Origin of the sequence: Pseudomaricurvus alkylphenolicus (genome assembly GCF_011683955.1) — a bacterium.
In the GTDB taxonomy this organism is placed as follows: Bacteria; Pseudomonadota; Gammaproteobacteria; order Pseudomonadales; family Cellvibrionaceae; genus Pseudomaricurvus; species Pseudomaricurvus alkylphenolicus.
Genome location: NZ_JAAQPI010000011.1, coordinates 304,656 through 318,547, shown reverse-complemented (window position 1 = coordinate 318,547; position 13,892 = coordinate 304,656). Strand labels below are relative to the sequence as shown.

The following is a 13,892-nucleotide window of genomic DNA, read 5'->3' as shown; positions in this document are numbered from 1 at the left end:
AAGTGGTTCAGCGAGTCTGGACAACTGTGACATTGTGGTATTGCTATGAACAAAGGAAATCATTTCAAACTGTTGCGCACCCTCAAACGAGTATCGGCGGGGGTGTTGTTAGCGGGATTGAGTTCAGTAGCGCTGGCCAGTGCTGATCTGGTGCTGGTAAACGCCGACGTGCGCACGGCCAACCCCGAACAGGCAAGGGCGCGGGCTCTGGCGGTAAAGGATGGAAAATTTATCCGTGTCGGCTCCGAGCGCGAGGTCAAGGCCCTGATCGGGGCTGACACTCGGGTGGTCGACCTGGAGGGCAAGACGGTGATTCCTGGGCTGGTGGACGGACATACCCACCTGCAATTGGGTATTGAGCTGGTTCAGGGCGTGGATCTCTATGGTTTGAAAACCAAGCAAGAGTGGCTGGACGCCATCGCTGAAGCGGACCGCAAACTGCCGCCGGGAATGTGGCTGCTAGGAGGCCGCTGGGACTACACCCTGGGCGAAAACGGCGTGCTGCCCACCCGAGAAGACTTGGATGCAATAGTCCCAGACCGCCCGGTTATGCTCCGGGATATTGATTACCATTCCGCCTGGGTCAACAGCAAGGTACTGGAGTTGGCCGGCATCACCGCCGACACACCATCCCCTGAAGGCGGTGAAATTGTGAAGGACGCCAGCAGCGGCCAGCCGAGTGGCATCTTGAAAGAAACCGCCATGGGACTGGTGATGGCGTCGGCGCCCTTTGCGGACAATGCCCGCAATATGAAACTGGGGCTGCGGGACACGGTGCGCTACGTCAACAGCATGGGTATTACCAGTGTGCACGATATGGCCAGTGCTCAACAGTTGCAGCAGTATCTGCAGTTGATGGAGCGCGACGAGCTTTCCTTACGGGTCTGGTTTGGTGCATTTGCCAATATGGGAGAGGATGGTGATTCCAGACCGCCAGCCGAATTGATGCGCAGCTTCGCCGGGGAGAGAGATAAGGTGCGCGAGCGGGTGTCGGCCTATGAGAGCAGAGATCCTCAAGGTCCGCTGCTGCAGTTTGGCTACGTCAAAGTGGCTTACGATGGCGTGCTTTCCACCTACACGGCAGCGCTCAAGGCTCCCTACAGCGATCGCCCGTCGTTGCTGGGAGATCCGTTTTTCGCCCAGGCCATTCTCCGGGATATGGTTGCTCAAGCCAACAGCCAGGGCTTTCCCGTGGCGGTGCACGCCATTGGCGATCGCAGTGTCAGCCACACCCTAGATGCCTTTGCCGCCTCGACGGACAGGGTTGCCTACCCCAATCGCATTGAACATATTGAGGTGCTCGATCCCGAAGACACGCAGCGTTTTCACAAGCTGGATGTGACTGCCTCCATGCAACCCAATCACGGAGTCGCCGGTGACTATATCCTCGAACGTATCGGTACCCAACGTGAGCCCCATGCCTACGCCTGGAAATCGATGCTCAATAACGGTGTCAATCTGGTGCTGGGCAGCGACTGGCCCACAGCCATGCTCGACCCGCTGTCACAACTTGGCGATGCGGTGTTACGCGAGCGTCGCGGCAAACCCTGGCAATCCCACAACGCCCTGACCTTCGATGAGGCGCTTTTCGCTTACACCCAGGCGGGTGCCAATATGACCGGTTGGGGCAGCGAAATTGGCAGTATTGCCTTGGGCAAGTGGGCTGACTTTGTCATTCTTGACGGCACACTGCCACGACCGCTTGACGCCAGCATTCGCCAGCGTCGGGTGGCGGCTACCTATCTTGCCGGTGAACCTGTGTACCAGGTGCGGCAGAGTTTGGGGGCTACTGCCGAAGTGAAACCATTCTATCCGTAAAGGTACTCGGCAATAGCCAAGGTGCAGCCGTAACCAACGCTGTAGGCAACCAGCAGCATGGGCGTGTAGCGCAGGTAGCTGACAAACGTCAGCTCCTTTACTTTGCTCATTACAATAATCCCCGCGGCGGAGCCGATTGCCAGCAAAGAACCCCCAACCCCAACAGCATAGGTCAAGGCCAGCCACTCACTGGTAACCAGCTCCGGAGAGGCTTTCAACAAAGCCGCTGTAAGCGGCACATTATCCAGAATCGCAGAGATAGCGCCGGCCAAGTAGTTGGAATATCGCGGATCATACTCTGAATAAAGTGCCGCCACAGTCGTCAGCACACCCACTTCCTTCAGCATCCCGACCAATAGGAGAATTCCCAGAAAGAATAACAGCGTATCGTATTCAATTTGACGGATGTATTCGAGAATTCGGGTTTGCTCATTATCCGTGTTCGCCATTCTGCCCACCAGGAACATAACCGAGAGTCCCAGTAGAAATGTCAATACGGGGGGGACGCCATAAAAAACGTTGAACATCATGGTGGAGAGAATTGTCGCAAAGAATATTGCGGCAATGACCACATCAATACGATCAAAGCGCCTTTGCACTGCCTCCGTAGATACCCACCCACTACTGCGGAGTGAGAACAACAGGGCCAACACCAGCACACTGACCGCTGCTGGGGCCAAGAGCACCAGCAGCTGGGACATGCTCACGTGCCCTTCCAGAAAGATCATCAGGGTTGTAACGTCTCCGGTGATCAGGGCAACCCCACCTGAGTTGACTGCGAAAATCACCAGTGCCGCTAATTTTAACTTATCCTGTTTTTCCAGATTGAAGGATTGAACCAAACCAAGAGCCACCAAGGTGGCGGTTACATTGTCACAAATGGCAGACAACACCAGCGCAAAAAGCGCCACCAGCAACATGAGTTTTCGCAGCGTCAACTGCAGCGGAAACAAACGCTGCACCAACGCTTGTATCATGCCTTTGGCATTGAGGTAGGCAACGAACGTCATGGTAGACATGAGAAACAACCAGAGCGTCGCAATTTCAAGCAGGTTTTCGTCCAGTTGCAAGCTGACCTCGTGTTGAGCCTGCGGAGTGCCCGCAGCAACAAACAGAATAAGCCAGGATAGACAGCCAAAAAACAAAGTTGTTTTGGCTTTGTTGACGTGAATCACTTCCTCCAGGACGATACTTAACAAGGCCAAAACCGCCAGACCTATCAAAATTGTATGTATCATATGGCATGCATCCGAAGGAATTAACGGCACGCATACAACCAGGACCCACTGTCCGGGTCAATTCGACTTTGGTTGAAGAGCACTTGAAACTTGGGGTAATAAAAAGCCCCGATCAATGTCGGGGCCAAAGCAGTCATGAGGAGAGAGTCATGAAATCTGTAGTCTATGACCGGGGGTTTCGGGGTTAGTTCCACAGTTATGAAAAAAAGTGCCTCTTTTGAAACTCCACCCGCCAAAACACAAGACCAACTGACCACAAATCAACCAAGTGTTGACATTCGCGCCACTGCCGTTATACTTCCCGTCCTGCCAATCGGCAGCATGGATGGGTACGCCAGCAACATGGATCCCACCCGCTAAACTTCCTATTAGAGAGCCGGATTGATCCAGCCCTCCGACAATAAAAAGACGGACCTTAGCCGCGAACATAAATTAACCGTAAACTGATTTACCCGGAGATGTAGCCTGGGGACGGAGCCATTATGTTTGAGTGTCGACGCAGAAACCGCGGAACATTCTGTGACCACCAAGGGAACCCCCTGCCAGACCGCCGCGGCAACGGCGGACTGTTTAACGTCAATGAACACTGGTGGCTGAAGGTACAGATACTGGACGACAATAAGGCGGATGACCCATTGGCGCTGGCCAGGGAAGTTATGTCACTGTCTCAAAGACGAGCCTGATGGCGATCTGTTAGTAGTTATCACAAGTCTCTAGGTTGGCCCCGGAATCGTAAGTCATCGAACTGTGACTTACATCATCCACACAGGTTTGAAACATTACAGAGCGGTTCTTGACCGTAGTGATCAGACTGGCCTCACCATTTGCATCAGTCACCGCCGAAATGGTCTCGTTGTGTGAGCCACTGAACGTTGCCGTCACGGTAGCGCCATCAACCGGTGCGCCGGTTTCGTCGAGAACTATCACATCAGCGGTGGCTTTCTTGTTTGGTCCGCCGCCGGACGAACCTGGCACGATCGAATCAACATGCGTGAACTCCGCCTCGGGAGTCAGGGAAGAGCCACCGAGGACGGTGTATCCGTTGTCGCTAATGCGCACATAGTCCACCACCATTTCCGCAGGTATGGGGGCGGAGATATCATTTGCACGGGTCAGACCGGTAAAGGTGCCGCCGACGGCCATATTGAGAATAAAGAAGTGCGGTTGATGGAACTCCGTACAATCGGTGCAGGAAGCGCTGGAAATATCAATTGTCCAAATCCAGTTGTCATCAATGTATGTGGACACCTCTGTTGGCGTCCACTCCATACGGTAGACGTGGAAGCTGCCGTTGAGGTCCGTTGGATAGTCGAAACTGAGCCCGTAGTTCGCATGCCCTCCATTATGCTCCCAATGGGCAGTAGAGCTCACGCGACGATTGACCACGCCCTCAGAAATAGCGGCCGCTGAACCCATTTCCATGACATCCAGCTCTCCACAATCGGGCCAGCCGACTTCACCGAAATTATTCCCCAGTGTCCAGAATGCGGGCCATAATCCGTCAGCAACGTTGGGTGTTTTGATTCGTGCTTCGATGGTACCGTACTTGAACGTCAGCTTATTTTCGGTTTTCACCCGAGCGGAGGTGAACTGGCGCCGGCCCCCTTTGAGGATCTGCTCCTGGGCAGAAATGATCAGGTTACCCCCTTCAACCCGTACATTGGCGGCATCGTTCGTGTAGGTCTGCAGTTCACTGTTGCCCCAGCCACCGGCGCCGAGGTCGTATGACCAGACTGCGCTGTTTGGTGCAGAGCCGGAGTCAAATTCATCACTCCACAGCAATTGGCTCGACGCTTCGAAAGACACACCAAGCAATGCGCCAGCAAGGACAAAGCTGCGTGTCAGGGAAACCGGGGGGAACAAATCTGAAGGGAAGGTCTTCATCGTCGCTTATTTCCTTTAATAATTATTTTCGTAAGGCACCGTCATTTTCTTATCGTTATTACGGGCCGTGTATGCAGCGTTACCGGACTGGGAGGCGCCTATGGCTTTCTTTTATCCCGGGCACTGGCAGGGCGTTGACTATTCAATAAAAGTGCAGTGTTGAGAAGATAATCCAACTGCAAAAACGACAAAGCGGACTTTGCGCACGATAACCCGGACCGATACACCAACCATCAGACCTGACATAGATACACTTTTTGTACTAGTCGCTATCGGCTTGGCGACCTAGTATCGGTATCGAAGTTCAGTTGAACCCTTTTCTGGAGAAAGACGATGTTACCCTCAACACTTAGATACTGGTTATTTGACACTCTTTCGGTTCAAACCATGCGTTACGTTTCTGCGGTGCCGACTCGTACGGCAAAAGGACTCACTCGCGATGTCTACAATATGATTCGCGAAGACTTTTTTAAGAACGGCTCCCTGACAAGCCGCTCAAAAGTCCCAGAACTTATGGCTGCCATTTGGACCGGTGGTCGTGAGGCCATGCTGGTTGAAGACAAGGTGGACCGCACCACAAAAGACGCGATTTCGGCGGTATTGTCACAGCTAAATGACTGTCCCTACTGCGAAGATATGCTTATCAGCCTGGTCCATGCCGCAGGTGATCACAGCGTTGCCGGGGACATATTCTCACAAAGTACTTTCGATTCATCAGACAATATTATGAAAGAAAGGTTGGCATGGGTCAGGGCGATTGCCACTTCTGACCTTGACGGCATAGCCAGAACGCCATTCACTGATGAACAATTGCCGGAGGTCATTGGCACGATGATGGGTATGAGCGACATTAACCGTTTCAGCCATGTCGTCATGGAAGATTCACCGGTGCCTGCTCCCTTCGGATTGCAGAGAATAAAGGCGTGGGCGCTAAAGATTTTTGGTAACGAGCTCGAGTCTACCCGAAAACTATCGCTGGAGCCTGGCCGTGCTTTGTCACTGTTACCGAAAGCGGAACTGCCGGCGGATTTGCAATGGGCGAAATCCAATCCACGAGTTGCTGATGCCATAGCAAGATGGACCGCGACCGCCGAACAAGAAGGCGCAAAGGTTATTTCGCCGAAAGTCCGAAGACAGGTTATTCATTCGCTGAACAAATGGAACGGCGAGATGATGCCGCTCGACAGCAGCTGGATAGAGCAGGATATTGCAGGCCTGGAAGGGCAAGACAAAGCCATCGCGCGTTTGGCAATCGTCGTCGGCAAAGCCTCCTATCGCGTCACCAACGATATGGTGAACGATGTGTTGGGCAACGATAAAGACGAGGAGAGATTTATTCGAATTCTCGCCTGGTCGTCATTTTCCGCGGCCAGAAGGTTTTCCCAGATCGTCGTCCAGAAAATACAGACCGGACGCCACCTCGTACCAATGGCAGATGTCGCTTAAAGATTATGCCGACGCGGATTTGACGTCGGCAAACGCACTGCAACATAACCAGTGTTTCATAGAGCGCTTTAGGTGTGCATCACCTTCTGCGCTCAGTTTCTTTTCTTTGCCCAACCGTGTGAATGACATGTCACCCATCCAAAACGTGGTGAATGCCTTGAGGTCTGCCTTTATCGATAAGTCTACGTCATAGCCTGGGCTCTTCATGCAGACTTCCACGTTTTGGTCTTCCACAACCAACCAGAAAAAACGCTGCCTGGAAGCTGTCCCATAGAATTCGAATTGAATGACTTTGCGTTCGATGGGGAATGGATCGGTATTGACGCTTCGATGCAGATCCCACATTAACAAGGAGGCATCCAGATCGCCGTCGCTGTAATCACTGCGCACCCATCGCTGCCCCCAGACACCCAGCTGCATAATCATTTCCTTGAGTTCGCTTCCGGCATCTGTCAATGAGTAATAAACTCCCTTGCCGGTTTTGGTTCTTGCGATCACATTGTTGTGCTCAAGGGATTTGAGCCTCTTGGAAAGCAAGGTGGGAGAAAGCAAAGGCATTCCCTTTCTGAGCCCGTTGAATGTCTGGTCCTCTATGCACAGCTCCCTGAGTATGAGGATTGACCACTTTTCACCTAAAACCTCAGCGGCTTTCGCCACAGGACAATATTGACCGTATCCCGACATTCCAGCCCCTCCCAGGAAGACGTTGGTGTGCTCCCAATAGGCAATATTGGTGTGCTGCCGCCATTGTAAACCACTGTGCCGAATCCATTAAGTACACTTTCTGTACTAGATTGAGTTCACAAATGCACGCACCCTGAGTTCAGTTCCATACCCGGAGGTTTCTACAATGAGATACAGACTTTTGGTAAAGATAAAAGTGGTCGTCAAGCGTTGGATCGACATACTCGTTTGTGATTCGCATAGCTATTTTGCAGAAACATCCCAAGCACAGCAGAAACGAATTGAGCAACTGGAAGCAATGCAGGATCGATGCAAATGCACGAGAGAAGATCACAAATTTCACCGCACATCCTTTTACTCAAAGCAGTAAAAATTGCTTTCTAAGCAGGTCGATTATTGACAGAGATTATTCTTGTCATGCAACCAACGTTTACCGTCGAGAAAGAGTTGGTTTTTGCCATAATCCCAACGCAGCTCATAGCGACTGACCTGACCGTCGTTAAAGCTCAACAACAGCTGTCCGTACTCGCCCTGCCCCTTAGCTTGCCAGCGGCCACCATAATGCCCCTGAAACGCACCGGACGCACCGGGGGTTCCGCCACCAAAGCCGCCGCTGTCAAAGCTTCTGCGGAAACGGCCATCGCTGCACATCCAAATGTGCTGCTCTTCCGTGTAGCCGGATGTCGTATAGAAACGGACAATATGCTTGCCTTTCAGGTAACCCGCCCAGGTGTCGTCTGAATCTGTCGCCGCATCCTGAGTGGTGGCGGTAGACTTGGTAGCTGCCGATACCGTCAGACTGGTGAAGGATTTTTCAAGCTGCTGCGCGTAGCTTTCCAGGGCGTCTTTTCGCGATAAGAGAAAGAAAGCTATTGATGTACCCGCTTTGGTCGTTGTGGCCATCACCCGCGCCCTGTATTGAGGTTGATAGGCGACGTTGTAGTGGGCCGAAAGGTCTCCACCGGAACGGGTGATCGGACCATCCAGCGTTAGCTGTACCCGATCATTGAGGGGAATTGGCCCCTGCAGTTGGGTGTAGGCCTTCTCTTTAGAGAGCTTGTCTGCGACAACGAATAAGGTCGCACCGGCATCGCCGGGTTCCATCAGAAAGCTTTCGCCGGAGGGAGCCAGCGCTCCCCGCCAGCCCTGCGGAATGTTAAAACCAACCCCGAGTTCAGAACTTGAGATGAGCGTCCCGCCGGTGTAGATCTGACCCGGCTGAGGCTCTACCGCGTTCGCACTCAGGACCATCAGGCTCACAAGTAATAGCAGGCACTGAAAAGAGGCCTGGCCGCAGGTATTGAGATTCACGTTAGATCACCTCATCTTAGATGCATCGGCAAGTTTAAAGCTTGCCATAGTTTGCCACACAGGGATATCTCCACCTATGATACTGCTAAACTTGTTAGATTCTGGTTCAACTGCGGGCGGCTCCCCATGGACGAGTCAACCCATGACCCCATTCTGACCCGGATTATGATGGATCAGCTGGTCAAGAAATGCATTCCCCGGGCCTTGAGATTAAAAGACCGGGTCTATTGTGGCGAACGGCTTAATGACTTCGATATTATTTTTTTAAATGATACATTGACGGATATCACGTCGATCAAGCCCATCGCCGATCGTAATCCCGATTATCGCCAGGTGGTACTGCGCATGGTGCAACTCTGTAAGGACATCAGCGATAAAGCTCTCGAAAACGAAACCCGGCATCATAAACCACACGGTTAATATTCCATTTTGTACTCAGATGGCCACTCGGATTGATCTATGATTAAAACCGGTTCTGGGGTCGTGTCGGAGGGCACAGATATGGCTTATGCGGACTGGGAAATCGAAGGCTCGGAGATCAGCAGTTGCAATTGCGATTGGGGTTGCCCCTGCCAATTTAACGCCCTGCCAACCCATGGCAACTGCCAGGCCGCTGTGGTGTTTCATATTGAAAAAGGGCACTTTGGTGACACCAACCTGAACGGTTTGCATTTCGCGGGTGTATTCCGATGGCCCGGTGCCGTTCACGAAGGCGATGGCGAGGTTTTACCGATTGTCGATGAACGAGCATCGGAGGAACAACGCAACGCTATTTTACAGATCATGTCTGGCCTGGAAACCGAACCCGGCTCCACCATCTTTAATGTTTTTGCCGCTACCTACAGCAAGGTTCATGAACCGGTATTTACCAGCATTGATTACAACGGCGATGCTGCGACCCGTCGCGGTAAATTTGGAGCTGCGGGTTTTATCAAGGCCATGATTGAGCCCATCACCAATCCGGTCACTGGAGAGGAACACATCGCCCGCGTCTCACTCCCTCACGGATTTGAATACCTGCAGGCGGATTATGCCAGCAGCACCGTAGAAACCGCCGGCCCTATCGAACTCAGCTGGCAGAAGTCCCACGCACATTTTGCGCGTATCCACATGGGTACTAATGGAGTTATGAGCTGAAGACTGCTGCAATAGAAAAGCTCCTGGCGAAGGATCGCTGGTTCGTTATTGCCGCCATCACCGTCGTAACACTGACCTCTTGGGGTTATTTACTATGGGACGCCTCTCGCATGAACTCGTCTATGGACATGGCTGCTTCTATGGACATGGTGGGACGCGCCAGGATGCAAGTCCAATTTCAGCCCTGGAGTCTGACGGAAACCCTGCTGACCTTTTTGATGTGGAGCATCATGATGGTGGGCATGATGATGCCATCGGCCTCACCCATGGTACTGCTTTACGCCCGAGTTTCCCGACACCGCGATAATCAGCCCTCCCACCGTAACGACTTGACTAAAGAGCTCTCGCTGTTTATCGCCGGGTATCTATTGGTTTGGACGTTGTTCAGCGCTCTGGCTACCGCCTTGCAATACGGCCTGGAATCTCTCGCCCTGCTCTCACCTATACTGGTCAGCACAAGCCATATACTGGCGGGCGCATTGTTGATTTTGGCAGGCCTGTATCAACTCACCCCCTGGAAAGAAAACTGCCTGCGCCTTTGCCAAATGCCCGCAGCATTTATTGCCAGCCATTACCGACCGGGTGCCAAAGGAGCTTTGAAAATGGGTCTGCAACACGGAGCCTATTGCGTAGGCTGCTGTTGGGCACTGATGTTATTGCTGTTTGTAGGCGGGGTCATGAATCTGTGGTGGGTATTGTTGCTGACACTTTATGTGCTGGTGGAGAAGCTGGTCCGCTTTGGCAATGTGATAAAGCTATCTGCCGCCGCTCTATTGACTGCTTATGGCAGCTACCTGCTGCTGGGTTGATATACCCAGACCAAATTGAGCTCTTCGGCACCCAATTCAACATACGATATTCCTAATACCAAAGTTCACTTGCTTTTTCTTCTCTGCCCACTCAATCTTGGGGTATCAGGGAATGACGTGTTTAATGATGTATGTAGTATTTCGCGACATGGCGATGTTCAACTTTTGGCACGGGCCGAGGTTCCGCACAGGGCTGATAAGTGCTCTGCTTTTGTTTGCTTGCACTGGTGTTTCGGCGGGTCACCGCCCCACTGAAACCATCAAACTGAGTTACGGTGAAAACAGCTTTGCCCCTTACTATTATTTTGACCGCAAGCGTGAACCGGTCGGGGTGATGCTGGATCTTGTGCGCCTGGCACTGAGTGATCGGCATATACGCTTCGAGGCTATCGATGTGCCCAGAAAGCGCCTGGCCGAAGCCTTTCATTCCGGCACCGTCGATATGGACTTGATGAAACGCGAGTGGCTGCCAGCCCACATGCCGGTAAGGTTCAGCCGCCCGGCCATTCCTTACACCGAAACCCTGTTTGTGCGCGTCGATGATGACCGCTCGTGGAAGACGCCCCATGATCTCAAAGGACGTCTTGTCTGTTCCCACGAGGGTTATGTGTATGGTGAGTTTGATCGCCTGACGCGGGCTGGTGCGGTGCACGCCGTAAAGAGCCGCTCAGAAGTGACCATGATGAAAATGCTGGCTCATCGTCGATGCGACGCGGCTATTGGTAATCGGTTTCCGTTTTTGTGGCTGGCCGCTCACATGGGTTACTCCGATATTGTTCGACCCACCGCCATCGAAGAAACCTTTGCTGCTGTTCCCATTATGGTGCACGAAAGTCGCGCACGGTACCTGCCCGCGCTTGATCGACTGATCGGCCAACCTGATTTTGCAGATATTCTGCAAAAGCTGACCGATGTTCATCTGGAAAAGATGAACAGTTTGGCAAGGGACTCACTGAATATTGAGGCAGATCCTTAGCGAACGATCGCCACGGATTTGATTTGCGCCCACAGCTGCCGGCCCGGCTCAACCCCGAGTCGCTGCCGGGATCGCTGAGTAATCCGCGCAATCAAATATTCTTTTCCCGATTGCAGGCGCACCATCGCCATAGCCTCATCCTTGTCGGCAGCGATTTCCGACACTGTGACTGGCAATCGGTTGAGGATGCTGGAGTCCTCGTGGCAGGCAAGCGCCAGACTGACATCTCTGGCAAGCACGCGCACTCTGACCGACCGACCAAGAGCGTCACCTCCATCTCGCACCCAAAGTTCACCGCCCTCAAAGCCGACGCGGGCGAGGTGCCATTGGGAATCCCGTTCCACCACTTTCCCCTGCAGCACTACTCCCGCGTCTTCGCCAAACCCCAGTGGTAAATCGATGCGCGAAAACACGTCGGCCAAGCGCCCCTGGGCCACCACCTCGCCTTGATCAAAAACCAGAGTGCGATCAGCCAGTCTTGCAACTTCGTCGACAGAATGACTCACGTAGAGCACTGGCACATCGAAAGTTTCGTGCAGACGCTCCAGATACGGCAGAATCTCCTGTTTTCTGGCCATATCCAGTGACGCCAGAGGCTCGTCCATCAGCAGCAGACGCGGCTGAATCAAGAGAGCCCGGGCAATGGCCACTCTCTGACGCTCGCCTCCCGACAGTTGGTGGGGATGTCGCTCCAGCAAGCTGTCGATTCCCATCACCTCAAGCACGCGATCATAGAGTTCGACGTCAAAAACATCGGACGCCCTTTTGATGGCGTAGTCCAGGTTGCCCTTTGCCGTCAGGTGCGGAAACAGACTGGCCTCTTGAAACACATAGCCCAAGGGGCGCCGGTGAGTGGGTAATAATCGAGAGGGCCCCTGCCAGACTTCTCCCTTTACATTGAGGTACCCGTCGTCGGGCTTTTCCAGCCCCGCCACGCAACGCAGAAAGGTGGTTTTACCAGAACCGGAATGACCGAATACTGCGGTAACACCCGTAGCTGGCACCGTCACATCGACATTCAGGCAAAAGTCACCCTGGCGCTGAAGCGCAAAACGCGCCTGAATTGTGTCAGAAGGGCAGTCTGAGATGCTCACCGATTCTTTCCGTAAGTTAAACCGAAGGTGCCTTTTTGACGCTGAACGCCATAGAGTCCCAGTAACACCAGAAAGGAAAACAGCACCATAATGGCCGCGAGCCCATGCGCATGGGCATAGTCCAAGGCCTCGACATGATCATAAATCTGTACCGACACCACTCGGGTTTCTCCGGGGATGTTACCGCCGATCATCAAAACCAGACCGAACTCTCCCACCGTGTGGGCAAAGCCAAGCACCGCTGCGGTTAAAAAGCCCGGTCTTGCCATCGGGACCACCACGGTAAAAAAGCGATCCCAGGGCCCGGCTCTGAGAGTGGCCGCCGCTTCCAATGGTCGCTCTCCCAGAGCTTCCATCGCATTTTGTATCGGCTGGACAACAAATGGCAGGGAGTAGAGCACGGAAGCGACCACCAGCCCCCAAAAAGTAAAGGGCAAAGTGCCTAGCCCGAGGCCCTGGGTGAGCTGCCCGATTGCGCCTTCAGGCCCCATCGCCAGCAGCAAATAAAATCCCAGCACGGTGGGGGGCAGCACCAGGGGCAGAGCCACGACTGCACTGACGACCCCCTTCCACCAGGACCGAGTCCGTGCCAGCCACCATGCGATCGGTGTACCAACAATCAGCAAAATCGCGGTCACCGTTGTCGCCAGCTGCAGCGTCAGCCAAAGTGTCGCCAGGTCGTCTTGGGAAAGATTCATGGCAACAAATAACCTTGCCTGACGATAATGGCTCCGGCTTTTTCCGAACGAATAAATTCAAGCAGCGCCCGGGCGGCAGGACTGTATTCACCTCGTTTTAGCAAAACTGCATCCTGGCGGATCGGGCGATGCAGCGTTTGAGGGACTTTCCAAGACGAACCAGACGCTTTGAGTCCGTTTGAATCACGAAAAGAGGAATCAGCCTGGAGTTGGGAGAGCGCCACAAAGCCGATATCCGCATTGCCCGTGCTGACAAACTGATACGTCTGCGAGATGTTTTCCCCCTGAACCCATTTGGGTCGCGTCGCGGCCGTAAGTTTCAAACTCTCCAATACTTCGATTGCCGCGACACCGTAGGGCGCCAGTCTGGGGTTGGCCAACGCCAGCCGATTAAACTCGCCACTGGCCAAGCGCTCCTGACCGTTGGTAAGGAAACCGGGCTTGGCAGACCATAGAACCAACGTGCCGATGGCATAGGTAAAGCGGCTGCCAGGCACGGTCAGTCCAGCGCTTTCCAGCGCTTGGGGCTTGGCTTGGTCCGCTGAGAAGAACACCAGAAAGGGAGCTCCGTGACGGATTTGCGCGTAGAACTTGCCAGAGGATCCGAACGATAATCTGACGTTGTGGCCACTGTCCCGCTCGAACTCTCGCGACAACTCTTTAATAGGGGCCATAAAATTAGAGGCAACGGCAACATCAATCCTCTCGCCCTGCGCCGTTCCTGCCAGAAAGCAGGTCAACAACAGGCAAAGCCATCGGTTCAACAGCATGGGCAGTGGGTCTCTATCGGCAACCGG

The 13,892-nt window shown here is 53.4% G+C and carries 14 protein-coding genes; 7 read left to right on the top strand and 7 right to left on the bottom strand.

All coding sequences use genetic code 11. From position 1 onward, the window contains the following. Positions 1-45 precede the first annotated feature (45 nt). Positions 46-1,818, top strand: coding sequence for an amidohydrolase (locus HBA55_RS25345; protein ID WP_166997192.1), 1,773 nt, complete (start codon positions 46-48; stop codon positions 1,816-1,818). Here HBA55_RS25345 and nhaD read toward each other — a convergent pair. Beyond that, on the bottom strand, positions 1,809-3,056 hold the full coding sequence (gene nhaD / locus HBA55_RS25340) for a sodium:proton antiporter NhaD (RefSeq protein WP_166997190.1): 1,248 nt from the start codon (positions 3,054-3,056) through the stop codon (positions 1,809-1,811). The two genes, HBA55_RS25345 and nhaD, sit on opposite strands and share 10 nt — an antisense overlap. Before the next feature lie 482 nt (positions 3,057-3,538). On the opposite strand from nhaD, the gene HBA55_RS25335 reads away from it, so the two are divergent. Next, positions 3,539-3,739 carry a hypothetical protein gene (locus HBA55_RS25335; protein WP_166997188.1) on the top strand — a complete coding sequence of 67 codons (201 nt, stop codon included), beginning with the start codon at positions 3,539-3,541 and terminating at the stop codon, positions 3,737-3,739. A gap of 10 nt (positions 3,740-3,749) precedes the next feature. Here the strand turns inward: HBA55_RS25335 and HBA55_RS25330 are convergent, their stop codons facing one another. Next, entirely contained in the window at positions 3,750-4,940 is a 1,191-nt protein-coding gene (locus HBA55_RS25330; RefSeq protein ID WP_166997186.1) for a family 16 glycosylhydrolase, read from the bottom strand. A 450-nt stretch (positions 4,941-5,390) separates the two neighbouring features. On the opposite strand from HBA55_RS25330, the gene HBA55_RS25325 reads away from it, so the two are divergent. Next, positions 5,391-6,386, top strand: a complete 996-nt coding sequence (locus HBA55_RS25325) for a carboxymuconolactone decarboxylase family protein (protein WP_166997184.1) — start codon at positions 5,391-5,393, stop codon at positions 6,384-6,386. 3 nt (positions 6,387-6,389) lie between these two features. Here the strand turns inward: HBA55_RS25325 and HBA55_RS25320 are convergent, their stop codons facing one another. Both HBA55_RS25320 and HBA55_RS25315 read right to left on the bottom strand, forming a co-directional pair. Further along, the gene (locus HBA55_RS25320; RefSeq protein ID WP_166997180.1) at positions 6,390-7,070 is read right to left on the bottom strand and encodes a winged helix-turn-helix transcriptional regulator; all 681 of its coding nucleotides are present in this window, start codon (positions 7,068-7,070) and stop codon (positions 6,390-6,392) included. A 393-nt stretch (positions 7,071-7,463) separates the two neighbouring features. Further along, entirely contained in the window at positions 7,464-8,381 is a 918-nt protein-coding gene (locus tag HBA55_RS25315; protein ID WP_166997178.1) for a hypothetical protein, read from the bottom strand. A 126-nt stretch (positions 8,382-8,507) separates the two neighbouring features. Here HBA55_RS25315 and HBA55_RS25310 point away from each other — a divergent pair, with 126 nt between their 5' ends. The 4 genes from HBA55_RS25310 to HBA55_RS25295 all read left to right on the top strand — a co-directional run bounded on the left by HBA55_RS25310 (position 8,508) and on the right by HBA55_RS25295 (position 11,303). Further along, complete coding sequence (locus HBA55_RS25310) at positions 8,508-8,801, top strand: hypothetical protein (protein ID WP_166997176.1); 294 nt, start codon at positions 8,508-8,510, stop codon at positions 8,799-8,801. Positions 8,802-8,840: 39 nt separating this feature from the next. Continuing rightward, entirely contained in the window at positions 8,841-9,518 is a 678-nt protein-coding gene (locus tag HBA55_RS25305) for a DUF1326 domain-containing protein (RefSeq protein ID WP_206019961.1), read from the top strand. Positions 9,519-9,628: 110 nt separating this feature from the next. Beyond that, positions 9,629-10,327 carry a DUF2182 domain-containing protein gene (locus tag HBA55_RS25300; RefSeq protein ID WP_166997174.1) on the top strand — a complete coding sequence of 233 codons (699 nt, stop codon included), beginning with the start codon at positions 9,629-9,631 and terminating at the stop codon, positions 10,325-10,327. A 211-nt stretch (positions 10,328-10,538) separates the two neighbouring features. After that, positions 10,539-11,303: a substrate-binding periplasmic protein gene (locus HBA55_RS25295; protein ID WP_166997172.1), complete on the top strand. Its 765-nt coding sequence runs from the start codon at positions 10,539-10,541 to the stop codon at positions 11,301-11,303. On the opposite strand, the gene modC is transcribed toward HBA55_RS25295, so the two are convergent. Genes modC through modA form a run of 3 tightly spaced genes read right to left on the bottom strand, consistent with a single transcriptional unit; the run spans position 11,300 to position 13,865 of the window. Then, positions 11,300-12,397, bottom strand: a complete 1,098-nt coding sequence (gene modC / locus HBA55_RS25290; RefSeq protein ID WP_338109456.1) for a molybdenum ABC transporter ATP-binding protein — start codon at positions 12,395-12,397, stop codon at positions 11,300-11,302. The two genes, HBA55_RS25295 and modC, sit on opposite strands and share 4 nt — an antisense overlap. Then, positions 12,394-13,095, bottom strand: a complete 702-nt coding sequence (gene modB / locus HBA55_RS25285) for a molybdate ABC transporter permease subunit (RefSeq protein ID WP_166997170.1) — start codon at positions 13,093-13,095, stop codon at positions 12,394-12,396. The genes modC and modB overlap by 4 nt, the downstream gene beginning before the upstream one ends. Further along, a complete protein-coding gene (gene modA / locus HBA55_RS25280) occupies positions 13,092-13,865 on the bottom strand; it encodes a molybdate ABC transporter substrate-binding protein (RefSeq protein ID WP_166997168.1) in 774 nt (257 codons plus the stop codon). The genes modB and modA overlap by 4 nt, the downstream gene beginning before the upstream one ends. Positions 13,866-13,892 lie beyond the last annotated feature (27 nt).

Excerpts from the sequence above, each read along its gene's own strand:
- HBA55_RS25305 (WP_206019961.1), top strand. The coding sequence starts at position 8,841 with ATGATTAAAACCGGTTCTGGGGTCGTGTCGGAGGGCACAGATATGGCT.
- modB (WP_166997170.1), bottom strand. The coding sequence starts at position 13,095 with ATGAATCTTTCCCAAGACGACCTGGCGACACTTTGGCTGACGCTGCAG.
- HBA55_RS25345 (WP_166997192.1), top strand. The coding sequence starts at position 46 with ATGAACAAAGGAAATCATTTCAAACTGTTGCGCACCCTCAAACGAGTA.
- HBA55_RS25300 (WP_166997174.1), top strand. The coding sequence starts at position 9,629 with ATGAACTCGTCTATGGACATGGCTGCTTCTATGGACATGGTGGGACGC.
- HBA55_RS25310 (WP_166997176.1), top strand. The coding sequence starts at position 8,508 with ATGGACGAGTCAACCCATGACCCCATTCTGACCCGGATTATGATGGAT.
- HBA55_RS25325 (WP_166997184.1), top strand. The coding sequence starts at position 5,391 with ATGATTCGCGAAGACTTTTTTAAGAACGGCTCCCTGACAAGCCGCTCA.
- modA (WP_166997168.1), bottom strand. The coding sequence starts at position 13,865 with ATGCTGTTGAACCGATGGCTTTGCCTGTTGTTGACCTGCTTTCTGGCA.
- HBA55_RS25330 (WP_166997186.1), bottom strand. The coding sequence starts at position 4,940 with ATGAAGACCTTCCCTTCAGATTTGTTCCCCCCGGTTTCCCTGACACGC.
- HBA55_RS25320 (WP_166997180.1), bottom strand. The coding sequence starts at position 7,070 with ATGTCGGGATACGGTCAATATTGTCCTGTGGCGAAAGCCGCTGAGGTT.
- HBA55_RS25335 (WP_166997188.1), top strand. The coding sequence starts at position 3,539 with ATGTTTGAGTGTCGACGCAGAAACCGCGGAACATTCTGTGACCACCAA.
- nhaD (WP_166997190.1), bottom strand. The coding sequence starts at position 3,056 with ATGATACATACAATTTTGATAGGTCTGGCGGTTTTGGCCTTGTTAAGT.